The sequence below is a fragment of the Porticoccaceae bacterium LTM1 genome, assembly GCA_030252795.1.
GTDB lineage: Bacteria > Pseudomonadota > Gammaproteobacteria > Pseudomonadales > Porticoccaceae > SCSIO-12696.
In genome coordinates this window covers 1,640,840-1,663,888 of the sequence record CP127080.1, presented here as the reverse complement: position 1 = coordinate 1,663,888, position 23,049 = coordinate 1,640,840, and the positions used below count along the sequence as shown (strand labels likewise).

Here is a 23,049-nt window from a genome sequence, read left to right as displayed (position 1 = left end):
GTCATGGCGACCAAAACCAAAGATACTCTGCTCAACCCGATTTTTAACAACAACCCGATCGCTCTGCAGATCCTGGGTATCTGTTCGGCGCTGGCGGTAACCTCCAGCCTGAAAGTGTCCCTGGTAATGTGTGTGGCGCTGACCCTGGTAACTGCGTTCTCCAACTTCTTCGTGTCGTTGGTACGTAACCACACTCCTGGCAGCATTCGCATTATCGTGCAGATGACCATTATTGCTTCGCTGGTAATCGTGGTAGACCAGATCCTCAAGGCGTTCAGCTACGAGATCAGTAAAACCCTGTCGGTATTCGTTGGTTTGATTATCACCAACTGTATCGTAATGGGCCGCGCTGAAGCGTTCGCCATGAAAAATCCGCCGATCCCCAGCTTCCTGGACGGTATCGGTAATGGTCTGGGCTACAGCTTCATTCTGGTTACCCTGGCAGTGATTCGTGAGCTGTTTGGCTCCGGCAAGCTGCTCGGTATCGAGATTCTGCCTCTTGCAAGCACTGGTGGTTGGTATATCCCGAACGGCTTGCTGCTGTTGCCGCCAAGTGCGTTCTTCCTGATCGGCCTGATCATTTGGGCTATCCGTCAGAAGAAGAAAGACCAAGTTGAAGAAGCCGAGTTCAAAATGGCTCCTAATTCAGCACCGGCGGAGGTGGCGTAATGGAACATTATCTGAGTCTGTTTGTCCGCTCCGTGTTCATCGAGAACATGGCGCTGGCATTCTTCCTGGGGATGTGTACCTTCCTGGCACTCTCCAAAAAGATCCAGGCCGCTCTGGGTCTGGGTATTGCGGTTATCGTAGTACTGGCCATTACTGTGCCGGTCAACAACCTGATCTACCAGGGCCTGTTGGCAGAAGGCGCACTGGCCTGGACCGGTCTGCCGGGTGCCGAGAGCATTGACCTGAGCTTCCTCGGTCTGCTGTCTTACATCGGCGTTATCGCCGCGATCGTTCAGATCATGGAAATGGTACTGGACCGCTACATGCCGGCCCTGTACAACGCGCTGGGCGTGTTCCTGCCGCTGATTACCGTGAACTGCGCGATCATGGGTGCCTCTCTGTTCATGGTGGAGCGCGACTACAACTTCGGCGAGTCCGTAGTGTTTGGTCTGGGCTCCGGTGTGGGCTGGGCACTGGCGATTGTGGCTCTGGCCGGTATTCGCGAAAAGCTCAAGTACAGTGATATTCCTGAAGGCCTGCAGGGTCTGGGTATCGCATTTATCACAGTTGGCCTTATGTCGCTGGGCTTTATGTCCTTCGGCGGCATCGACCTGTAAGCGATAGGAGTAGCGAGTAAGATGGAAAATATGACTATCGTAGTCGGTGTTGCGATGTTCACCGTGATCGTTTTGGCACTGGTAGCCTTCATTTTGGCTGCACGTTCCAAGCTGGTTTCCAGCGGTGACGTAGAGATCGACATCAACGGTGAAAAAACCATTCGTGTACCTGCTGGCGACAAGCTGTTGCAGACCTTGGCTGCTGCCGGTCTGTTCCTGCCGTCTGCCTGTGGTGGTGGCGGTAGCTGTGCACAGTGCCGCTGTGTGGTGAGTGAAGGTGGCGGCTCTATTCTGCCGACCGAAGAATCTTCTTTCACCAAGCGCGAAGTAAACGAAGGCTGGCGTCTGTCCTGTCAGGTGCCGGTTAAGCAAAACATGAAAGTGGAAGTGCCTGAAGAGGTGTTTGGAGTTAAGCAGTGGGAGTGCACTGTTGAATCCAACCCGAACGTGGCGACTTTCATTAAAGAGCTGACCCTGAAGCTGCCGGAAGGCGAGAACGTTGACTTCCGTGCCGGTGGTTACGTACAGCTTGAGTGTCCTCCACACCACGTTAAATTCAGCGATTTTGACATCGAAGAACAATATCGCGGTGACTGGGAGCACTTTGGCTTCTTCAATCTGGAGTCGAAAGTGGATGAGCCGGTTATTCGTGCATACTCCATGGCCAACTATCCGGAAGAAAAAGGTATTGTTAAGTTCAATATCCGTATTGCGACGCCGCCGCCCCGCACCCAAGGGCTGCCACCGGGAATTATGTCTTCCTATGTGTTCAGCCTGAAGCCGGGTGACAAAATCAAGGTGTACGGTCCGTTTGGTGAGTTCTTCGCCAAGGACACTGACAACGAGATGGTATTCATCGGTGGTGGTGCCGGTATGGCACCGATGCGTTCACACATCTTTGACCAGCTCAAGCGTTTGAACAGCAAGCGCAAGATCAGCTTCTGGTATGGTGCCCGCTCTCTGCGCGAGTGTTTCTACGACGACGAGTACGACATGCTGGCCGCCGAGAACGACAACTTTGAGTGGCACCTGGCACTGTCTGATCCTCAACCGGAAGACAACTGGGATGGCCTGACAGGCTTTATCCACAACGTATTGTACGAACAGTACCTGAAGGACCACGAAGCTCCTGAAGACTGCGAATACTATATGTGTGGTCCTCCCATGATGAACGCTGCAGTGATCAAGATGCTGGAAGATCTTGGTGTTGAGCGCGATCACATCTTCCTGGATGACTTTGGTGGTTAATTCATGAGGATTGAAACTTCTCTTCGTAGACAGTTTCGCAAAGCAGGGTCCCTTGGGGCCCTGTTTTTGTTTAACTTTAGGTCGCACGTCGCACGTCGCACGTCGCACGTTAACAGCGGTGTGTTGCCTGATTTAGGCTTTGCAGAGAATATTCAGGGTAAGTTATTACGCTGTACTTGCAGTTGGCTTCGCACAAAGCGTGCGACGTGCGGCGTGCGACGTGCGACCCTTGCAACAAGACTCCTTGCCATAGGCTTGGCGACATTCCTGCTTACAGCCTGCCAACAACCCCCTCAAGAGCTCAAATTCTCCGGCCCAACCATGGGCACGACTTACCACGTTACGGTAATTCCGGGAGAGGTGAGTGCTTCTGAAAATCTCGATCAGGTGATTCTCGATGCCCTGAATCGAATCAATGATCAGATGAGTACTTATCAGCCTGATTCGGACCTGAGTAAGTTCAACGAGTTGCCAATTGGTGAGGTTGTCGAGTTACCGGCTGAATTTGCTGCGGTAATGAAGATCAGCGAACAGGCATACACAGACACTGAAGGTGCATTTGACCCAACAGTGGGGCCCCTAGTGGATCTGTGGGGTTTTGGGCCGAGAGACACCGGGGATGTTGTCCCTGATGCGGATGCTATTGCTGATGCCCTTGCTGAAATGGGGTTTGAGGGCCTTGAGCTTGATGGTGAGCGCCTTATTAAGCATGAAGACGTTCGTCTGGATCTTTCCGCGGTGGCGAAGGGCTATGCGGCCGAGTTGGTAAGTAACGAGCTGAGATCACTAGGGTTGTACAACCACCTTGTAGAAGTAGGTGGTGAGATGCGCCTGAGTGGCGTTAAAGGTAATGGCGAGCGCTGGAAGATCGGTATTGAACAGCCAAATCTGGGGCAGGGTGCTGTAAACCTGGCTGTTTCCTTGACGGATGCCGGTGTAGCAACCTCCGGTGACTATCGCAATTACTTCGAGCAGAATGGTGTGCGTTACTCCCATACCATCGACCCGCGTACCGGTTACCCAGTCACTCATAAGTTGGCATCTGTAACAGTAATTGCAGATAATGCCGGCTATGCAGACGCAATGGCCACCGCTTTTATGGTGCTTGGCAGTGAAAAATCACTGGTACTGGCTGAAAAACTGGATCTTGCTATCTACTTGATAGTCAAACAGGGTGACAGCTTCGTAACCCTTCACAGCAGTCGCTTTGAACACTTTTTGAATTAACTGAGTTGGATATGTTGACCTTTGTATTAGCAATAGTGATTGTAATGCTTCTAATTGCCGGTATGGCGATTGGAGTGATTATGGGCCGTAAACCGCTGGCAGGCTCCTGTGGTGGTGTTGGTGCTGCTTTGGGTGAAAAAGACTACACCTGTGATCTGTGTGGTGGCGACCCGAACAAGTGCGAAAGCCTTCAGGAAGAGTCTGATGACAACAATCTTGCCTATGATGCAGCTAGCAAAACGGGTACCAAATAGCCATTAATAACGGCTGCATAGTGCTGGTTTTGTAAAAATATTGTAGTTGACCGCTCGTTAGGGAGCGCTATAATCCAGCTCAGTGGAATATCAGTTTGCCATTATGTTCATCAAAGTAGTTGTACCTCCTTTAGATCCTCATAAGCACAACCTGTACTTCCAAGAACGCCGGAAGGCAATATCAACATGTGTAGCTAAGGGAGCTAACAATGTCTCAAACAACTGGTAAAGTTAAGTGGTTTAACGAAGCTAAGGGTTTTGGTTTTATCGAGCAAGAGTCTGGTCCAGACGTATTTGTTCACTTCTCTGCAATCCAGGGCGACGGCTTCAAAACTCTGGCCGAAGGTCAGCAAGTTACTTTCACCGTAACTCAAGGTCAGAAAGGTCCTCAAGCTGAGAACGTACACCCAGCTTAAGACTGACTGACAAGTGAGCTGGCACTAGCAGCTGGCGAGCCAAGAACGGACACTGTTTACAGTGTCCGTTTTTTGTTTTAACGCTGTAAAATCCTATTATTACTAATGCGAATACAACCATTTACCCATCCGGTGTATCATTCCCGTGTCTTGTATTAACCAAAAATTTGAGAACAACAGTGGCAAACTATAAATACGATCTGGTGGTAATTGGTAGTGGTCCGGCAGGTGAGGGGGCGGCAATGACCGCTGCGCGACACGGCTGGTCAGTTGCAGTGGTGGATGAACGTCCACTGGTTGGCGGAAACTGCACCCACTTGGGAACCATTCCGTCCAAGGCACTGCGTAACTCTGTGCGTCGCATTGTTCAGTACAACACCATGCCGATGTTTCGTATGATCGGCAAACCCAGATGGTTTTCATTTCCGGAGGTGATGAAATCCGCTTCCGCCGTTATTGAAAAACAGGTTGAAGGCCGCACCCACTATTACTCCCGTTTTCACGTGGCTTTGCATCATGGTCGCGCCAGTTTCGTTGATGCCACAACCCTGGATGTTTTGACTCATGAAGGTACTCACGAGCGACTCAGTGCCAAGAAAATCCTGATTGCTACCGGTTCACGCCCATATCGGCCGGAAAATGTAGATTTTTCCATGCCGCGGGTTTTCGACAGCGATACCATTTTACAAATGCAGGATACCCCTCAGCACATCATTATTTATGGTGCTGGCGTTATTGGTTGTGAGTACGCCTCTATATTTGCCGGCCTTGGTTGTAAGGTTGACCTGGTTAATACTCGCGATCGTTTGCTCTCATTCCTTGATGACGAGATTTCAGATGCACTCAGTTATCACCTGCGCGACTTGGGTGTGATGGTGCGTCACAGTGAAGAATTTGAATCGCTGACCCACACTGATAAAGGTGTCAGTCTGCTGCTCAAGTCAGGCAAGCGAATCAACTCCCAGGCACTGCTCTGGTGTAACGGTCGTACCGGTAATACCGATACGCTGGCTTTGGATAATGTTGGTCTGGAGGCGGACCACCGCGGCCAGTTGTCTGTTAGTGAACACTACAAGACTGCTGTAGATTCGATTTACGCAGCTGGCGATGTGATTGGCTGGCCTGCCTTGGCTGGTGCTGCCAATGATCAGGGACGCTTTGCAGCAGCTCATATGTGCGGAATTTCCGGAGATTATGAGGTGGAGGATGTGGCCACCGGTATCTACACGATTCCTGAGATCAGCTACGTCGGTAAAACGGAGCAACAGTTGACGGAAGAGCGAGTACCATACGAAGTGGGCCGGGCTTTCTTCAAGCGTATTGCCCGCGCGCAAATATCCGGTGAAGAAGTGGGGATGCTCAAGTTACTGTTTCATCCTGAAACACTGGAAATTCTTGGGGTTCACTGTTTTGGTGCCGAGGCTGCCGAGATTATCCATATTGGCCAGGCCATTATGAATCAAAAGGATGGCGCAAATACTATCGAGTACTTTACCCGCACCACCTTTAACTATCCGACGATGGCAGAAGCCTACCGGGTTGCTGCAATTAATGGCATGGATCGAGTTCACCAGTAGTTGGTGATAATTTGTAGAGCTGGATTCAGCAATAAAAAGCCCACTATGTAGTGGGCTTTTTTCTGAACTTTTTCTAGAGCTTACTCGACTGGTTTGGCGGCACCTTTAAGAACCGTGTGTAACACCAGATCATGCTCAAAATAAACGATAAAATCAGGATATTCCCAAGAGGATATGGGCGGTTCGCCAACAGCGGGGACTTTGCGTTCGGGCTCGCCAAACTTTTTCTCTACCTGCTGTTTTTTCTGGCCGTTTTTGGGGCGCTCAATATCCTGCTTCTCGGGAGCCTGCTTTCCAACGGGAACTCGCAGTTCGTCTGCGGATACTGAAGTGGTGAAACCTGCCGTCATTGCCAACAGGGCGGCGAAACCCATTATTGCTGTTTTTGTCATCGTTATGTCCTGTTTTTGGCTGCCGGTAAAACTTCCATTAGCTTCAGTATAGTAGCCCTGTACCGATAAAGTGCAATAGCTGACTGATGTAAAAGGGGAATTTGTCACAACGCGGCATTGCGGCTTTTCAAAATAATTATCAGGTCTTAGGCACCAGATCTTTCAACAATCAGTCAGTCTGCTTGTGTATCGACCGCTATTCCGGTTTAATCGCCCAATGCTTAAAAACCTGCCTCTATTCATTGGCTTGCGGTATCTCCGCGGCAAGCGTCAAAACGGCTTTCTATCGTTTGTATCCGGGTTTTCCTTTGGTGCCATGGCGCTTGGTGTTGCCGCATTGATCGTTGTTCTGTCTGTTATGAACGGCTTTGCCAACGAGATTCACTCGAGAGTACTGAATGTTATTCCCCATCTGACCATTCTGGATCGCGATAACAAGGGATTGATCCAGGCACAGATTGATCAGTTGGCAAATCAGTTGAGCGCTAACCCATCTATTGTGGCTGCCTCTCCCTTTGTTGAGGGCTTTGGCATGCTGAAGTTTGACGGCGAGCCACAAGCAGTCTCCATTCAGGGGATTGACCCGGCAACAGAAGCTAAGGTGACACCCATTGCCAACCATATGCTGGTCGGTGAGTTTGCCCTGTTACAGCCCGGTGAGTTTGGCATTGTGCTGGGGCATCAGACCGCTCGAGCCATGCGTGTAGTTGTTGGTGATCAACTGCGGCTGACCCTGCCTGAATTATCGAGAACATTGGCCGGTGTTTTTCCACGGGAAAAAAATGTCACCGTAATTGGTGTATTCAAGGTGGATGCTCAGGTCGATGGTGGCATTGCCTTTGTTCATATCAATGATGCTCAAAAGCTCTATCGTCGTGGCAATAAAGTAGATGGTTTGAGGGTGCGGTTGCAGCAACCTGTACAAGCGCGGCCCATGGCGGCTGAACTGCAAACCGAACTAGGTGAGCAGCTTAAAGTTTCCAGCTGGGCTGACCAGATGGGCAGTCTGTTTGCTGCCATGGAGATGGAAAAAGTTGTTGTCGGGCTATTGCTCGGCATTGTGATTGCGGTTGCCGGTTTTAATATTGTCGCCAATCTTGTCTTGATGGTGGCAGAAAAACGCAAGGACATTGCCGTACTGCGCTCAATGGGTACCCACTCCAATACCATAATGCGTATTTTTATGGTGCAGGGTACCGCAGTTGGTTTTATGGGGATTTTGATCGGTGCTGCAATTGGCTGCGCTTTTGGTTACTGGACTGCCGATATCGTCGGATTTTTTGAGCGCATTACCGGTCTTTCGATATTTGACCCGCACATTTATTTCGTCAGCTCCCTGCCGTCCCAGTTACAGTGGCGGGATGTAGTGGTGGTCTGTACGGGTGCACTACTGATGAGCATGTTGGCAACACTGTATCCAGCCTGGCGAGCTTCGAGAATAGAGCCCGCAGAAGCGCTGCGATATGATCACTGAGAACGGAACAATTGGATAAAAAATGGCGAACCCATTAGATCGATCAGATATACAGGCAGTTCTGGAGTGCCGACAACTCGCCAAAACTTACAAGCAGGGCGCCGAAGTCATCGATGTATTGCGCGGCCTTGATCTTTGTGTGAACACAGGAGAGTGTATTGCTATCGTTGGTGCTTCAGGTTCTGGCAAAACAACACTTTTGAATCTGATGGGTGGTCTGGATAACCCCTGTGACGGAGAGGTGCTGATTGCCGGCCGTGTGTTGGCAGGAGTATCTGATTCTGATCGTGCGCAATGGCGTAACAGGCATCTGGGGTTTGTCTATCAGTTTCACCACTTGCTGCCGGAGTTTAGCGCCCTGGAAAATGTCGCGATGCCTTTGCTTATTGCGAAAGTCCCAGTAAAGGAAGCGCGAGAAAGGGCGGCGCAATTGTTGCAGCAGGTTGGCCTGAAAGACCGTCAAACCCATAAGCCCGCCCAGCTTTCTGGCGGGGAACGCCAGCGTGTGGCCATTGCCCGTGCATTGGCAAATAACCCCTCCTGCGTCCTGATGGACGAACCCACCGGCAACCTCGACGTTGAAACTGCGCTTACTATTCAGGATCTTTTGTTGGAGCTCAACCGAACCGTTGGCACCAGCTTTGTTATTGTTACCCACGATCCGCAACTGGCATCCCGAATGGGGCGAATACTACGCCTGGATAGAGGCAAGCTGACCGAACAATCGGCACAGGAAAAATCTGCCAGTGTTTAAACCCGTCTCGCTATTTATCGGCCTCAGGTATTTCTTTTCCGGCTCGGGAAGTCGACTGGTTTCTTTTATTTCCGGGCTGGCTGTTACTGGCCTGGTTTTGGGTGTAGCGCTGCTGATTACCGTTCTGTCAATCATGAACGGATTTGAGAAAGAGCTGCGCACCAATATTATCGGTCTGGTACCGCATATTCGCCTGTATAAACAGGATGGGATAGATGACTGGCAGAAGTTGGCAAAGCGGGTTAAGGAGCAACCCGGAGTTGTCAGCGCGACACCGTTTACGCAGGTAAATGGCATGCTGAATTATCGGGGACAAGTGCAACCGGTGATTTTGCATGGTGAAAGCCAGAACCCGAAAGAGGGCAATGATCGCTTACAGGCATTTATTCACTGGAATAAGGCTGAGGGGATTTCCCATCCGCTTTTTTTGGCGAAAGGCGTTGCTGATAAGTTAGGTGTTGCTACCGGTGACCGATTGCAGATGGTGATACCGGGTGCCGAGAGTTATGGCAATGCGCAAAGCGCTCGTTTTGCGCTGTTCACCGTGGTCGATGTGTTTGCTACTGGTACCGAACTGGATCAGCGCTTGGCGATAACCCGGCTGTCAGTGGCGGGAGATTTGGCCGGGTATTCCGGCAGGGTTGGCGGAATTCAGTTGCATATTGATGATGTATTTGCTGCTCGAATTATGAAATACGAGCTGCAGCAAATGTTACCCGGCGGTATTTACTTGTCTGACTGGATCAGCAGTTACGGAAATCTCTATCAGGCAATAAAAATGTCCAGGGAGCTGGTTCTGTTGCTAATTTTTGTGATTGTTGCGATTGCAGCGTTTAATGTTGTTTCTATGCTGGTTATGACGGTAACCGATAAGCGATCTGCAATTGCCATCCTGAAAACTCTTGGTTGTCGCGATGGCGAAATTTTGCGGATTTTCTTTACAAAGGGAAGCTTGATTGGCCTGATGGGTTGCTCAATTGGCGCTCTGTTGGGCGTGTTGGCATCCAAATACATCGGTAAATGGGTAGCTGGTCTGGAGCATATGACCGGTATCCAATTTCTGAACACAGAGGTCTACCCGGTAGATCAATTGCCATCACTGCTACTGTGGCAGGATGTGTTGACTGTTGTAATTGTCGCTTTTGCGCTAAATATGATTGCAACGCTTTATCCAGCATGGCGTGCAACCAGAGTACAGCCGGCGGACGAATTGCGTTATGAGTGAGAAGTCACTGCGTTAAAAACAGCGGAATTATTTCGAGTTGCTGCGTGACTTTTTACGCTTTTCCCAACTATTCACTACATGCCAACGCCACAGCCATCGGACAGTGAAATAGCCTAAACCTCCCAGTACAACTCCGCAGGTGATAGTGCCAAGCAGAAATGGCAGGCCGATATTTTTCAGCCATTCCTGAAGCTGAGCGCCATCTACCTGTTTCAGCCACTCCCAAAGGATATCCCAGTCTCCATGGAACTGGATGTGAGTCGGCTCAATGCCCAGTATCCAGATACCCAGTCGATAGCTGGCATAGAACAGGGCGGGAATGGTAAGCGGGTTGGTAATCCACACCAATACCACAGAGATGGGCAGGTTGCAGCGTAGCCACAGTGCCATCAGCCCGGCGACCACCATCTGGAACGGAATTGGAATGAACGCCATAAAAATACCGACAAACATGGCTGTCGATACTGAGTGGCGAGTCAGGTGGAAAAGGTTTGGATCGTCAATCAAGGGGCCGAGCCAGCGAAGACCTTTGTGATTCGCAATTTTGTGGGGATCAGGCATCCACCGGCGGATATACTTTCTTGGCATAAGTCCCTGTTAACACTCAATTTTCGCGACCCTGAGATTGCCGTGCATTATGCCGATATTTGGCCGTTGGCTCTACCGCTATTTTTGTTCTTTAAGTAGTCAATGGAATAAAGGGGCACTATCCTAATAGCTAAATTGTCGACAATATTGCCTTGATCGTTGATTGGGTACCCTGTTTTGTGGTTGAATTGCCAAGGATTGTCGGACAATAGGTGTTCAGTTGAGTATTCTCTCTTATTTTGGTGCGGACCTGACTACAGCCTCAGTAGTGGACCAGATTACCGGGCAGCTCATGGAGCAGATCATCACCGGTGCTATTGCCAGTGGCAGTAAAATCAGCGAACCGGACCTGGCTAAACGCCTGAATGTAAGTCGCAGTACCATTCGAGAAGCGATTAGTCGGCTGGAATCAATTCACCTTGTCTCCCGTAAGGCCAATATCGGTGCAAGGGTAATTCCCTTGAGTGCAGAAGGGCTGTTGGAGATCTACCAGATCCGAGAAGCTTTGGAAGGGCTGGCTTGTCGTTTGGCCGCGGAGCGAATGACAAGCGAGGAGATAGCCGACCTCGAAGCAGTTGTGCGAAGCAACCGTCAAAGTGAAACCCAGACTGAAAAGACTATGCTTGAACAACACCGTAATGGTGATATGGATTTTCACTATTTGGTGATTCAGGGCAGTCGTTGCCAGCACCTGCAGCACTTATTGTGTCGGGAGCTTTACCCAAAAATCAGCATGTACCGTTACCAGTTTTCGATGGGTAGCCCACGAGTGGAAACGGGTTTTAACGAACACCAGTTTATTGTTGATGCCATTCGGGATCGGGACAGTGAGATGGCCGAGATGCTGATGCGTCGCCATATTCGCGCTTCTCGACTCTATATTGAAAGCCAGTTATCTGAAAGTTACACAAATGGAGAATCAATCCAATGACCGCACTTACTCCTGGTCAGCGCTTTCGGCTCGCTATTGAGCAGGAAAAGCCGTTACAAATTGTCGGTACCATCAACGCCTACAGTGCCATGATGGCTGAGCAAGTAGGCCACAAAGCCATCTATCTTTCCGGTGCAGGTGTAGCCAATGCGTCTTACGGCTTGCCGGATCTTGGAATGACCAGTCTCAACGATGTGCTGGAAGACGTCCGCCGAATCACCTCTGCAAGTGAATTGCCTCTGTTGGTAGATATCGATACCGGCTGGGGTGGCGCGTTTAATATCGCCAAGACAATCAAGGATATGACTAAAGCGGGTGCGGCGGCAGTTCATATTGAAGATCAGGTAGCTCAAAAGCGCTGCGGTCACCGCCCAAATAAAGAGATCGTCTCGAAAGAGGAGATGGTTGACCGGGTTAAGGCAGCTGTTGATGCTCGAACAGACGATAGTTTTTTTGTGATGGCTCGTACTGATTCTTTTGCCCAGTGTGGCCTTGAAGAGGCTATCGATCGTGCCCAGGCTTTTGTAGAGGCTGGTGCAGACGGCATTTTTGCCGAGGCAATTAACGAACTTGAACACTACCGCGCGTTTCGCGATGCGCTGAACGTACCTATTCTGGCCAATATCACAGAGTTTGGAAAAACCCCACTCTATAACAAACAAGAGCTGGCAGAAAATGGTGCAGATATGGTGCTTTATCCTTTGAGTGCATTCCGTGCCATGAATAAAGCTGCGCTGAATGTCTATCAGAATATTCTCGAAAAGGGCGACCAGAAAGATGTTGTGGATACCATGCAGACACGCATGGAGCTCTATGACTTTTTGGGTTATCACGACTACGAACAGAAACTCGACAGCCTGTTTGCAGCAGGCAAGAACAAGTAAGCAATTTAAGGAAGAGAATCATGGCTAAAGAATTAAGTGGAGCTGGCCTGCGTGGTCAGGTGGCCGGTAAAACAGCACTCTGTACTTGTGGCAAAGAAGGCTCAGGCCTCACTTACCGCGGTTATGACATTGAAGACCTTTCCAGTAACTGCGAATTTGAAGAAGTTGCATACCTGATATTGAAAGGCGAACTGCCTAATCAGGCGGATTTGGATGCCTACAAAGCCAAGCTGAAATCCATGCGTGGCTTGCCGCAAGAGCTTAAAGATGTGCTTGAGCGCATTCCAGCTTCCGCTCATCCGATGGACGTGATGCGCACTGGTTGCTCCATGCTGGGTAATCTGGAAACCGAAACTGATTTCTCCCAACAGGGCGATAAAGTGGATCGTCTGGTAGCTGCATTCCCAAGCATCATCTGTTACTGGTATCGCTTCACTCACGACGGTGTGCGTATCGAAACTGAAACCGACGACGACTCTGTCGGCGGTCACTTCCTGCACATGCTGCACGGCAAAGCCCCCAGCGATCTGCATGTAAAAGTCATGCACTCCTCGTTGATTCTGTACGCCGAGCACGAATTCAATGCGTCTACCTTTACCGCTCGTGTTTCAGCGTCAACACTGACTGATATCCACTCCTGCATTACCGGTGCTATTGGTACTCTGCGTGGTCCGTTGCACGGTGGTGCTAACGAAGCGGCAATGGAAATGATTGAGCAGTGGAACAGTGCGGATGAAGCCGAAGAGGCGATGATGGGTATGCTGGCCCGCAAAGAGAAAATCATGGGCTTTGGTCATGCTATTTACAGCGTATCCGACCCGCGCAACGCCATCATAAAACGTTGGGCTGAGAAACTGGCTGAAGAAGCGGGCGACAAAGTACTGTACCCGGTTTCAGTGCGCTGTGAAGAAGTGATGTGGCGTGAGAAAAAACTGTTCTGTAATGCTGACTTCTTCCATGCATCTGCGTACCACTTTATGGGCATTCCCACCAAGCTGTTCACACCGATTTTTGTTATGAGTCGAGTGACTGGCTGGGCCGCGCATGTGTTTGAACAGCGTGCAGACAACCGCATTATTCGTCCATCGGCTGAATATGTTGGGCCTGAATTGCGGAAAGTTGTACCCATCACCAGTCGGTGATGGGCGGTCAGACGTCTGAAGTCGGACGTCTGACGTAAAAGCCTGTTTAAAACCGGTCGGGCGAGTGCCCGGCCAGCGTCCGACGTCAGACCTCCGACGTCCGACTAGTGAAATATCACGGAACGCTAATGAACACTCAATACCGAAAGAATCTCCCTAATACCGATCTCGACTATTTTGACACCCGCGAAGCCGTTAATGAAATCGAACCCGGTGCCTACGAAAAGCTGCCGTATACCTCGAGAATTTTGGCAGAAAACCTGGTTCGTCGTTGCGATTCCGAGTCTCTCACCGACGCATTAAAGCAGTTGATTTATCGCAAGCGCGACCTGGATTTTCCTTGGTTTCCGGCGCGGGTAGTCTGTCACGATATCCTTGGTCAAACCGCACTGGTGGATCTTGCAGGCTTGCGTGATGCTATTTCTGACAAGGGTGGTGATCCGGCGAAAGTTAATCCGGTGGTACCAACACAATTAATTGTGGATCACTCGTTGGCAGTGGAGCACGGTGGCTTTGAGAAAGAGGCGTTTGATAAAAACCGCGCGATTGAAGAGCGCCGCAACGAGGATCGTTTCCACTTTATCAACTGGACCAAAACGGCCTTTGAAAATGTTGATGTGATTCCTCCTGGCAACGGCATTATGCACCAGATTAATCTGGAGAAAATGTCGCCGGTTATTCAAGTAAAAGACGGCGTTGCATTTCCTGATACCTGTGTCGGAACCGACAGTCACACCCCGATGGTAGACGCGCTTGGGGTAATTTCCGTGGGTGTTGGAGGCCTGGAAGCAGAAAGTGTAATGCTGGGGCGTGCATCCTACATGCGCCTGCCTGATATTGTCGGTGTTGAATTAACTGGTGAATTAAAACCCGGAATTCTGGGCACTGACCTGGTGTTGGCGCTGACAGAATTTTTACGCCGCGAGCGTGTTGTGGGTGCGTACCTGGAGTTTTATGGTGAAGGTGCATCCAGACTGAGTTTGGGTGATCGCGCCACAATATCCAATATGACTCCGGAATATGGTGCCACAGCAGCAATGTTCTCAATTGATGAACAAACTATTGATTACTTGCGACTCACCGGTCGTGACGATGAACAGGTAGCACTGGTAGAAAACTACGCAAGGCAAACCGGGCTCTGGTCTGACACACTTAAAGACGTTGAGTACGAGCGTGTTTTAAAATTTGATTTGGGCTCCGTGGGTCGAAACCTCGCCGGGCCATCGAATCCTCATGCATTGCTGCCAGCCGCAGATCTCGCTGCACGCGGTATTTCTGGTAAATACGAACAGCAGGAAGGTGTCATGCCCGATGGTGCGGTAATTATTGCTGCCATCACCAGTTGCACCAACACCAGTAACCCGAGAAATATTATTGCCGCCGGTCTTTTGGCGCGTAATGCCAATCGTCTGGGATTACTTCGCAAGCCTTGGGTAAAGTCTTCACTGGCACCAGGCTCTAAAACTGTAAAAATGTATCTGGAAGAAGCTAATTTGCTGTCGGAACTGGAGCAACTTGGTTTTGGTGTGGTGGGATTTGCCTGTACCACCTGTAACGGCATGAGCGGTGCTTTGGATCCAGAGATTCAGAAAGAAGTGGTTGACCGCGATCTTTATGCGACAGCGGTTTTGTCCGGTAACCGTAACTTTGATGGCCGCATACACCCTTACGCCAAGCAGGCATTTCTGGCGTCGCCACCATTGGTTGTGGCCTATGCCATTGCCGGTTCCATTCGTTTTGATATCGAGAAAGATGTGCTAGGCACTGACCAGCAAGGTAACCCCATCACCCTTAAGGATATCTGGCCCAGCGATTCCGAAATCGATGAGATTGTGAAAGCGAGTGTTAAACCGCAGCAGTTCCGCGATGTGTATATTCCGATGTTTGACTTGGAAAAAGCTGAAGCGGAGCGTGGTAATCCACTGTACGACTGGCGTCCGCAAAGTACCTACATTCGTCGGCCACCTTACTGGGAAGGGGCTTTGGCACAACCGCGCACCCTTAAAGGAATGAGACCTTTGGCGGTGTTGGGCGACAATATCACTACCGACCACCTGTCACCGTCCAATGCAATTTTGGCCAGCAGTGCCGCCGGTGAATACCTGGCGAAAATGGGCCTGCCTGAGGAGGACTTTAACTCCTACGCCACCCACAGGGGTGACCATCTCACCGCGCAACGTGCGACCTTTGCCAACCCGAAACTGTTTAATGAAATGGTTCGTGAAAATGGTGAAGTGAAGCAGGGTTCACTTGCGAGAATCGAACCGGAAGGCAAAGTTACTCGCATGTGGGAAGCAATTGAAACCTATATGGAACGCAAGCAGCCATTAATCATTGTTGCTGGCGCCGACTATGGTCAGGGGTCATCTCGTGACTGGGCGGCGAAGGGCGTGAGATTGGCTGGTGTTGAAGCGATTGTCGCCGAAGGATTTGAGCGAATTCACCGCACAAACCTGATTGGTATGGGCGTATTGCCACTGGAATTTAAAGCCTGTGTAAATCGTAAAACGCTTGGTATTGATGGCACTGAAACCTACGATGTTGTGGGGGAATTCACTCCAGGAGCCATGTTGACTTTGGTCATGCATCGTAAAAATGGAGATAGTGAAGAAGTTCCAGTTACCTGTCGCCTTGATACGGCGGAAGAAGTTTCGATCTATGAAGCGGGTGGTGTATTGCAGCGTTTTGCCCAAGACTTTTTGGAGTCAGAGGCGACAGTTTGATTTGCCACCAAATTTAGTAAAAATGCCTATGGATTCCCGCTTTCGCGGGAATGACGGTGGAAAAGCATAACTCATGTCATTCTGAGTGAAGCGAAGAATCTCTATTTCAGAATTACGGGATCCTTCGTTGCACTCAGAATGATTAGAACGCACGTCATTCCCCCGCAGGTGGGTATCTATTACAAATAGAATGATTCTGGATCAAACAGCAGAATTTCAGAGAATCAAACAAATGACCCATAAACCACAAATCAAAATTCCTGCCACCTATATGCGCGGTGGCACCAGCAAAGGGGTGTTTTTCCGCTTGCAGGATTTACCAGAAGTAGCGCAAAAACCGGGGCCGGCTCGCGATGCATTATTGCTGCGCGTAATAGGTAGTCCTGATCCATACGGCAAACAAATTGACGGTATGGGCGGTGCGACTTCCAGCACCAGTAAAACTGTTATTTTGTCTAAAAGCAGTCAGCCGGGTCATGATGTGGACTACCTGTTTGGTCAGGTTTCCATCGACAAACCCTTTGTGGATTGGAGTGGTAACTGTGGGAATTTATCTGCTGCGGTTGGTTCTTTTGCCATAAACAGCGGACTGGTGGATGCCGGTCGTATTCCCGAAAATGGGGTTGCCACTGTCCGTATATGGCAAGCGAACATAAAAAAAACCATTGTTGCCCATGTCCCAATTACCAATGGCGAGGTTCAGGAAACCGGCGATTTTGAACTGGATGGTGTGACCTTTCCGGCTGCCGAAGTTCAAGTTGAGTTTGTCGATCCTGCCGACGCAACCGGTTTCATGTTTCCAACAGGGAATCTGGTTGATGATCTGGAGGTGCCGGGAGTGGGCACATTTAAAGCGACCATGATCAATGCCGGAATTCCTACCATTTTTTTACTGGCAGATGAACTTGGCTACACAGGTACCGAATTGCAGGAAGCTATCAACGAAAGCCCGGAAGCTTTAGCTCGTTTTGAAGCCATTCGCGCACAGGGTGCGTTAAAAATGGGATTGATCGAAAAGCTGGAAGAAGCCGCACAACGGCAACATACCCCCAAAGTTGCCTTTATTGCCAATCCTCAGGATTATCTCGCCTCCAGCGGCAAGCAGGTATTTGCTGCTGACATTGATTTGTCTGTGCGCGCACTGTCGATGGGTAAAATGCATCATGCCATGATGGGGACGGCGGCGGTGGCCATAGCTGCTGCGGCCGCAATACCGGGAACACTGGTAAATGAAATTGCCGGTGGTGGCGAGCGCGATTTTGTTCGCTTTGGACATCCCTCCGGAACACTGCGGGTTGGTGCCAGCGCAAGTGAACAAAACGGCTCCTGGGTAGTGACCAAAGCTGTGATGGGGCGTAGTGCCCGAGTACTGATGGAAGGCTGGGTGCGGGTACCCGGCGATAGTTTTCAGGAATGAGTGAATGGTCCCTGTATCTGGTACGCTATGCGGGTAACCGGTTGTACACCGGCATAACTACCGACGTTGAGCGGCGTTTTGGCGAGCATTGCGACGGTGAGAAAGGGGCCAAGGCCTTAAAGGGGAAGGGGCCGTTAAAGCTGGTGTTCAACCAAGTGGTTGGTAACCGTTCAGTGGCAACCAGACTGGAAATGTCAGTTAAGAAGCTGTCCAAACAGCAGAAAGAAGCCCTGGTGACAGGCCGGTTATCCCTGAGCAAATTGATAGAGAAATACATCGGAGAACAGCGTGACTGATATTCAAAAAATGGTGCAGATGGAGCGTGATCCAGAGGTCCTGAAGGCCAAGTTGAATCTGGAAACTGCAAAGGCTCCATGGAGCGACTTGCAACGATTTTTTGCCAGTGGCTCGGTTATCGCTGTATCAGCGGAGTTGGACTTAACTGATGTTGCTCTGCAAATTTCCATGGACAACAGCAGTCTAATCCAGCAATGGATGGAGTCAGGGCGGGTAGGGCAAGTCAGTGATGAGCAGGCTTTAAACTGGTTTGAGGGGAATGCTCACTTGTGGACGTGTGTGGTTAAACCTTGGGTGCTGGTACAGGAGTGTAGCGATGAGTGATGTTGTTATTGAAACTGAGCGCTTGTTGCTCCGCAAGTTAACGGAGCAGGATGTGGAGCTGTTTTTTCAGCTTAATTCTGATCCAGAGGTCATGCGTTATACCGGTGAAGATTGTTTTACCGATCTGCAGCAAGCTTTGGATGGATTGCGGGAAAGGCCACTTCGGGATTACCAAAAGTTCGGGTATGGGCGCTTGGCATGTATCCTCAAAGACACTAATGAGTTTATTGGCTGGTGCGGACTGAAATACCTGGAGGAGCTTGACGAGGTTGATGTTGGCTACCGGTTTTTCCCTCGTTTTTGGGGGCGAGGGCTTGGTACCGAAGCATCCCGTGCTTGTGTTAAATATGGCCTTGAGGTTTTAAAGCTGCCATACATTATTGGTATCGCCCTGCCGGAGAATGTAGCTTCTACGAGGGTGCTGGAAAAAAGCGGCCTGCAGCTGGAAGGTGACATGAAGTACGAAGGATTCGATGTGGTTCGCTATGTGATAAAAAAACCAGCCACAGTGTCGGATTGAGCCTAGACTACGACTCAAAAAACTCCCTTATCTCTTTCGCTTTTTCCATCGCATCGCGATAGCCCAGGTTTAATAACTGAGAGCAGAATTTCTTTTCAAACAGCAAAAAGCTCGCGGTACCGGCACCGCCGCCGCGGGCAGTTGCACCGATTCCTTTCATAAATAATTTCAGAATAAAGGGCAGTTCAGTGAGGTAGTTGGCTGCCATTGCCTCAATGGATTGCGAGGGGCGAATGGCTAGCGCATCTATATGGTCCATATCGTGAATATCCAGCTCCTCGCGTTCTTCTTCACTGATACCGGCAATTAGTCGATTAATACTGTGCATGGTTTCCAGGTCTGCCTCCATGGCATCGGCAAATGCGCTGTTAAACATGTGGTTAATAATTTGCGCAATGGATGGGGAGTGGGATGCAGGGCCTTCCAGATCTTCCGGCTTTGTTTTATCGCTGACACCTACTACAAACAGCTTTTTTGCCCCCAGTTGCAGTGCAGGGCTTAGCGGTTTTAATTGTCGAATGGCACCGTCACCAAAATAGTGGCCTCCAATCTTTACCGAAGGAAACAGGGTGGGAATTGCCGAAGAGGCCATCAGGTGATCAACGGTTAGCCCAGTGCGAATACCTTTGCGCCGAGATCGCTCCCAGTTGTTGGAATCATGAGCCCCTTGAAAAAATGTGATGGACTGCCCGCTGGTATAACTCATGCAGGTGATGCTTAACGCTTTCAGCTCACCACCGGCGATTGCTTCGTCAATATGACGAAAGCGTACTACCCGTTCCAACAGGGCACGGAGAGGGGAGGTGTCCAGCAGGGCTACGGGTTTGCCCGGAGAGTAACCACTGTGGAAAAAAGAAAGAGCCATCCTTAAGGAGTTTTTCATAACCCCCATGGCATCGGCACGATAGACTTTATGGGGTCGAATACTGCGCCAGATATATTCCAGCTTGCGAATTCTGAGACGAAAGGGGCCGGTACGGCCAGCCAGTGCCAGGGCATTTATAGCTCCGGTAGAAGTGCCACAGATAATTGGAAAAGGGTTGTAGGTCGATTTGGGTAAAATCTCGGCAACAGCTTTAAGTACACCGGCTTGATAAGCGCCACGCGCACCGCCGCCTGACAATACCAGCGCAATAGGCTTTTTCTGAGGCAGCGCTTCTGGAGCCAGCGAAAGTTTGGTATCTGGTGACATTACCGCGTCCTGCTTCTATAGTTATTCAGGTTTAACTCTGTTCACACTGTAATTGTGGTCGAGAATCGCTCATCGGCCAAGTTTGGGGCTCTTGATCGGTCCATATATATCATAAACAAGCAGGTACATGGATGTCGCGCTTGCCAAAACAGCTGGTGTTGTTCGCCAGTGGTGTGTTTCTTGTCAGTCTTTTCCCGAAACTGCCTTCCATATGGTGGTTATTGGCGTTTGCTTTATTGCTTGTGGCCTTGAGTCGTTACGCATGTATTCGCTTGATCATCTTTTTTTATACCGGTGTCTGCTGGGGGGTATTCAGTGGACACCAGATGATGAATGCCCAGTTGTCCATTGACGATGAACTGGCTGAGTACGATGTAAAAGGCTCTGTTATCAGCCTTCCTAATGTAAATGAGCGACGTGTGCGCTTTGAGTTTGAGGTGCATGAAGTTCATCGTACCTCCGATGGGCAGCCGCTACCGCTTAATAAGCTTTTGCTCAGCTGGTATGACTCAGAACAGCAGATTGTGCCCGGCCAGCAGTGGCAGTTACGGGTGAAATTAAGAAGACCGCGCAACTTCTCAAACCCCGCTAGTTTTGATTACCGCGGCTGGTTAATGAGTCAGGGTATTTCTGCCACAGGGTATGTGCGTGCCAACAGCAATAATCGATTATTTGCCGAAGAGTATGGTGGCCTTTCGAGCTGGCGTATTTCTCTGCGTGAAAAGATTCAGGCGAGCAATTTAGGCAAGCAGAGATTTCTTGCCGCCCTTGTTGTCGGTGATGGCTCAGGTCTTTCGGGGGAGGATTGGCGGCGGCTTAGGTTAACCGGTACCACCCATTTGCTGGTGATATCCGGATTGCATATCGGATTTGTTGCAACGCTCTGTTATGCCCTGGGAATACTGCTGGGAAGGTTTGTTAATCTGCAGTTTCACCAAATACCCACCCCTCTGGTAGCCAGTGTTTTCTCTTTGGTTGGGGCTGTGTTGTACAGCGGACTCGCCGGCTTAGGTCTGCCGGCTATTCGTGCACTGGTGATGGTGGCAGTGGTTTTGCTGGTTAGATTATTGAGAACCAGAATCAGCTTTTGGTGTGGTCTCGCTTTCGCTGCTGCGGTTATCGCGTTCATAGATCCCCTGGCTATTCACAGTTTAGGGTTCTGGCTCTCTTTTGGTGCTGTGACAGCTTTACTCTGGGGGATGACGGGGTTGTGGGGGTTAATTCGCTGGAGGCGTTTTTGGCTTCCACAGTGGTTGGTGTTTTTGGCGCTTTCCGGTCCCATACTTATAGGCTTCGGAGATCAAACAGTACTATCACCTTTGGTTAATGCAGTGGCCATCCCGTGGGTGAGTCTGTTAATTGTTCCATTGTGCCTGCTAGGGGCAATTTTCTCATGGCTGCCTGTGGTGAGTGATGGTTGCTGGAGACTGGCAAATTGGCAACTCGAATATCTGTGGGAGTTACTGGGGGTTGCGGAACAATATTGCCAGGATTTTTCCGTTTCTTTGCCTCTGGCGCACTCCTTGACGCTGTTTTTAACACTGGCTTTGGCTACAGGTTTATTGATCCTGCCTAAAGGGTTCCCCGCGCGATGGCTGGGTATTGTTCCAGTGTTCTGTTTGTTTTTCGCAAAACAACCCCGTGCCGAGTTGCAGGTTACCACTCTGGATGTGGGGCAAGGCCTGGCCGTGGTGGTCCAGACTCCAAATCACACTTTGCTGTATGACACAGGTGCACGTTTCAGTGACCGCTTTGATGCCGGATCGGGAATTGTCGTGCCCTGGCTGCGAAGTCAGGGGATTGGTCACCTCGACAAATTAATGATTAGTCATTCAGATAATGATCACGCAGGAGGGGAGCGTGGCGTACTTGAGTCGATTTCCGTGAGTAGTATTTTGAAGCCACAGGCCGATCAGGGTGATTCTGTGTCGGTCTGTCGAGCTGGTATGCACTGGCAGTGGGATGGGGTGTTATTTGAAGTGTTGCACCCGGATAGCCAGATGTATGACAAGACAAATAACGAGTCCTGTGTGCTGGCCATTCATTATCAAGGTCAAATCATTTTGCTGCCGGGTGATATTGAGGCAACGGTGGAAAATCAGTTGGCCACAAGCGGGGTGTTACCTCGCAATATCACTCTTTTGATAGCCCCGCATCACGGCAGTAAAACCTCTTCCACACCAACATTTGTTAACGCTACTCGACCTGACTCTGTGGTTTTCTCCACCGGTTATCGACACCAGTTTGGCCACCCTCATGCCTCGGTGGTAGATCGGTATCAACATGTCGGCAGTAAAGCCTACAATACTGCCTATTCCGGGGCCGTTACATTTCGTTATGACGCAGGGAATTGGACAGTATTCGAGCATCGGCGAGAGTTGCCTTACTATTGGCAGTAAAAGCGTGAAGTAGGGCCTGTAAATACTATTTACAGAACCATAACAGTTCGAGCTTGGCGAGCCTTGTGGTAAAGTGTTGCGAATCAATAACTAAAGGGTTTCAGGGGGTTGTGTGTACGAGCTGATAGTGGCCGGTGGCTGGTTAATGATTCCAATTCTGCTGTGTTCGTTGGCAGTGGTAGCTATCTCGGTAGAACGGTACTGGACATTACGGCCGGCACGAGTTGTCCCCGACAATCTGCTTGCCCAGGTTTGGCACTGGCTCAAGCATAACCAGGTCAATAAAGCCAAACTGCAGGAGCTACGCGACTCTTCACCGTTGGGTAAAGTGTTGGCTGCAGGATTGAGCAATTCTGGCCACGGTCGTGAAGTGATGAAGGACAGCATCGAAGAGGCTGCCAACCAGGTTATTCACGAACTCGAACGTTTTCTCGCCCCGTTAGGTACCATTGCCGCTATCGCTCCATTGTTGGGCCTGCTGGGCACCGTAATCGGCATGATCAAAGTGTTTTCAGCCATCATGTTGGAAGGCACCGGTAATGCTGGCGTGTTGGCAGGCGGTATATCCGAGGCGTTAATCACCACTGCGGCTGGTCTTGCAGTGGCAATTCCAGCCATGATTTTGCACCGCTATTTCGAACGTCAGGTAGATGGCCTGGTGCTGAATATGGAAGATCAGGCAGTCAAACTGGTGGATGCACTGCATGGTGATCGCACTATCTCCAGTCGCAATGGAGATCGACCGGTCAGTACGGCAGCGGCTCAGCAGGGAGCCTGAC

General features: G+C 50.2%; 23 protein-coding genes. 20 read left to right on the top strand and 3 right to left on the bottom strand.

Features of this window, described 5'->3' with window-relative positions:
- Window positions 1–3 precede the first annotated feature (3 nt).
- The 7 genes from QP938_07240 (at window position 4) to sthA (ending at window position 6,008) form a co-directional block, all read left to right on the top strand.
- Entirely contained in the window at window positions 4–669 is a 666-nt protein-coding gene (locus tag QP938_07240; GenBank protein ID WIO73109.1) for an NADH:ubiquinone reductase (Na(+)-transporting) subunit D, read from the top strand.
- Window positions 669–1,286, top strand: coding sequence for an NADH:ubiquinone reductase (Na(+)-transporting) subunit E (nqrE, locus tag QP938_07235; GenBank protein ID WIO73108.1), 618 nt, complete (start codon window positions 669–671; stop codon window positions 1,284–1,286). Before QP938_07240 ends, nqrE begins: the two co-directional genes overlap by 1 nt.
- 21 nt (window positions 1,287–1,307) lie before the next feature.
- Window positions 1,308–2,534 (top strand): NADH:ubiquinone reductase (Na(+)-transporting) subunit F, encoded by a 1,227-nt coding sequence (gene nqrF, locus QP938_07230; GenBank protein WIO73107.1) that lies wholly within the window; start codon window positions 1,308–1,310, stop codon window positions 2,532–2,534.
- A gap of 213 nt (window positions 2,535–2,747) precedes the next feature.
- Window positions 2,748–3,761, top strand: a complete 1,014-nt coding sequence (locus QP938_07225; protein ID WIO73106.1) for an FAD:protein FMN transferase — start codon at window positions 2,748–2,750, stop codon at window positions 3,759–3,761.
- A gap of 11 nt (window positions 3,762–3,772) precedes the next feature.
- Window positions 3,773–4,015: a (Na+)-NQR maturation NqrM gene (nqrM, locus tag QP938_07220; GenBank protein WIO73105.1), complete on the top strand. Its 243-nt coding sequence runs from the start codon at window positions 3,773–3,775 to the stop codon at window positions 4,013–4,015.
- A 209-nt stretch (window positions 4,016–4,224) separates the two neighbouring features.
- On the top strand, window positions 4,225–4,431 hold the full coding sequence (locus QP938_07215) for a cold-shock protein (GenBank protein ID WIO73104.1): 207 nt from the start codon (window positions 4,225–4,227) through the stop codon (window positions 4,429–4,431).
- A 179-nt stretch (window positions 4,432–4,610) separates the two neighbouring features.
- Window positions 4,611–6,008, top strand: a complete 1,398-nt coding sequence (gene sthA, locus QP938_07210) for a Si-specific NAD(P)(+) transhydrogenase (GenBank protein WIO73103.1) — start codon at window positions 4,611–4,613, stop codon at window positions 6,006–6,008.
- An 80-nt stretch (window positions 6,009–6,088) separates the two neighbouring features.
- Here sthA and QP938_07205 read toward each other — a convergent pair whose 3' ends face one another.
- Window positions 6,089–6,400 (bottom strand): hypothetical protein, encoded by a 312-nt coding sequence (locus QP938_07205; protein ID WIO73102.1) that lies wholly within the window; start codon window positions 6,398–6,400, stop codon window positions 6,089–6,091.
- A gap of 217 nt (window positions 6,401–6,617) precedes the next feature.
- On the opposite strand from QP938_07205, the gene QP938_07200 reads away from it, so the two are divergent.
- From QP938_07200 to QP938_07190, 3 genes are read left to right on the top strand one after another with little or no spacing between them, the layout of a single operon-like run.
- Window positions 6,618–7,874: a lipoprotein-releasing ABC transporter permease subunit gene (locus QP938_07200; protein ID WIO73101.1), complete on the top strand. Its 1,257-nt coding sequence runs from the start codon at window positions 6,618–6,620 to the stop codon at window positions 7,872–7,874.
- Window positions 7,875–7,896: 22 nt separating this feature from the next.
- The gene (lolD, locus tag QP938_07195) at window positions 7,897–8,628 is read left to right on the top strand and encodes a lipoprotein-releasing ABC transporter ATP-binding protein LolD (GenBank protein ID WIO73100.1); all 732 of its coding nucleotides are present in this window, start codon (window positions 7,897–7,899) and stop codon (window positions 8,626–8,628) included.
- Entirely contained in the window at window positions 8,621–9,853 is a 1,233-nt protein-coding gene (locus QP938_07190) for a lipoprotein-releasing ABC transporter permease subunit (protein ID WIO73099.1), read from the top strand. Before lolD ends, QP938_07190 begins: the two co-directional genes overlap by 8 nt.
- 27 nt (window positions 9,854–9,880) lie before the next feature.
- On the opposite strand, the gene QP938_07185 is transcribed toward QP938_07190, so the two are convergent.
- Window positions 9,881–10,441 (bottom strand): DUF2062 domain-containing protein, encoded by a 561-nt coding sequence (locus QP938_07185; protein ID WIO73098.1) that lies wholly within the window; start codon window positions 10,439–10,441, stop codon window positions 9,881–9,883.
- Between the two features lie 220 nt (window positions 10,442–10,661).
- Between QP938_07185 and QP938_07180 the strand changes: the two genes are divergently transcribed.
- From QP938_07180 to QP938_07145, 8 genes are all read left to right on the top strand, one after another.
- On the top strand, window positions 10,662–11,372 hold the full coding sequence (locus QP938_07180; GenBank protein WIO73097.1) for a GntR family transcriptional regulator: 711 nt from the start codon (window positions 10,662–10,664) through the stop codon (window positions 11,370–11,372).
- A complete protein-coding gene (prpB, locus tag QP938_07175) occupies window positions 11,369–12,256 on the top strand; it encodes a methylisocitrate lyase (GenBank protein WIO73096.1) in 888 nt (295 codons plus the stop codon). The genes QP938_07180 and prpB overlap by 4 nt, the downstream gene beginning before the upstream one ends.
- A 20-nt stretch (window positions 12,257–12,276) precedes the next feature.
- Entirely contained in the window at window positions 12,277–13,398 is a 1,122-nt protein-coding gene (gene prpC, locus QP938_07170) for a 2-methylcitrate synthase (GenBank protein ID WIO73095.1), read from the top strand.
- Between the two features lie 128 nt (window positions 13,399–13,526).
- Complete coding sequence (gene acnD, locus QP938_07165) at window positions 13,527–16,121, top strand: Fe/S-dependent 2-methylisocitrate dehydratase AcnD (protein ID WIO73094.1); 2,595 nt, start codon at window positions 13,527–13,529, stop codon at window positions 16,119–16,121.
- A 232-nt stretch (window positions 16,122–16,353) separates the two neighbouring features.
- Window positions 16,354–17,538, top strand: a complete 1,185-nt coding sequence (gene prpF, locus QP938_07160) for a 2-methylaconitate cis-trans isomerase PrpF (GenBank protein WIO73093.1) — start codon at window positions 16,354–16,356, stop codon at window positions 17,536–17,538.
- Window positions 17,535–17,834: a GIY-YIG nuclease family protein gene (locus QP938_07155; GenBank protein ID WIO73092.1), complete on the top strand. Its 300-nt coding sequence runs from the start codon at window positions 17,535–17,537 to the stop codon at window positions 17,832–17,834. Before prpF ends, QP938_07155 begins: the two co-directional genes overlap by 4 nt.
- Window positions 17,827–18,159, top strand: coding sequence for a DUF2288 domain-containing protein (locus QP938_07150; GenBank protein ID WIO73091.1), 333 nt, complete (start codon window positions 17,827–17,829; stop codon window positions 18,157–18,159). The genes QP938_07155 and QP938_07150 overlap by 8 nt, the downstream gene beginning before the upstream one ends.
- The gene (locus QP938_07145) at window positions 18,152–18,679 is read left to right on the top strand and encodes a GNAT family N-acetyltransferase (GenBank protein ID WIO73090.1); all 528 of its coding nucleotides are present in this window, start codon (window positions 18,152–18,154) and stop codon (window positions 18,677–18,679) included. Before QP938_07150 ends, QP938_07145 begins: the two co-directional genes overlap by 8 nt.
- Window positions 18,680–18,686: 7 nt before the next feature.
- Here QP938_07145 and QP938_07140 read toward each other — a convergent pair whose 3' ends face one another.
- Window positions 18,687–19,871, bottom strand: coding sequence for a patatin-like phospholipase family protein (locus tag QP938_07140; protein ID WIO73089.1), 1,185 nt, complete (start codon window positions 19,869–19,871; stop codon window positions 18,687–18,689).
- A 131-nt stretch (window positions 19,872–20,002) separates the two neighbouring features.
- On the opposite strand from QP938_07140, the gene QP938_07135 reads away from it, so the two are divergent.
- Window positions 20,003–22,270 (top strand): DNA internalization-related competence protein ComEC/Rec2, encoded by a 2,268-nt coding sequence (locus QP938_07135; GenBank protein WIO73088.1) that lies wholly within the window; start codon window positions 20,003–20,005, stop codon window positions 22,268–22,270.
- 112 nt (window positions 22,271–22,382) lie between these two features.
- Window positions 22,383–23,048, top strand: a complete 666-nt coding sequence (locus tag QP938_07130; GenBank protein WIO73087.1) for a MotA/TolQ/ExbB proton channel family protein — start codon at window positions 22,383–22,385, stop codon at window positions 23,046–23,048.
- The last annotated feature ends 1 nt before the right edge of the window (window position 23,049 follow it).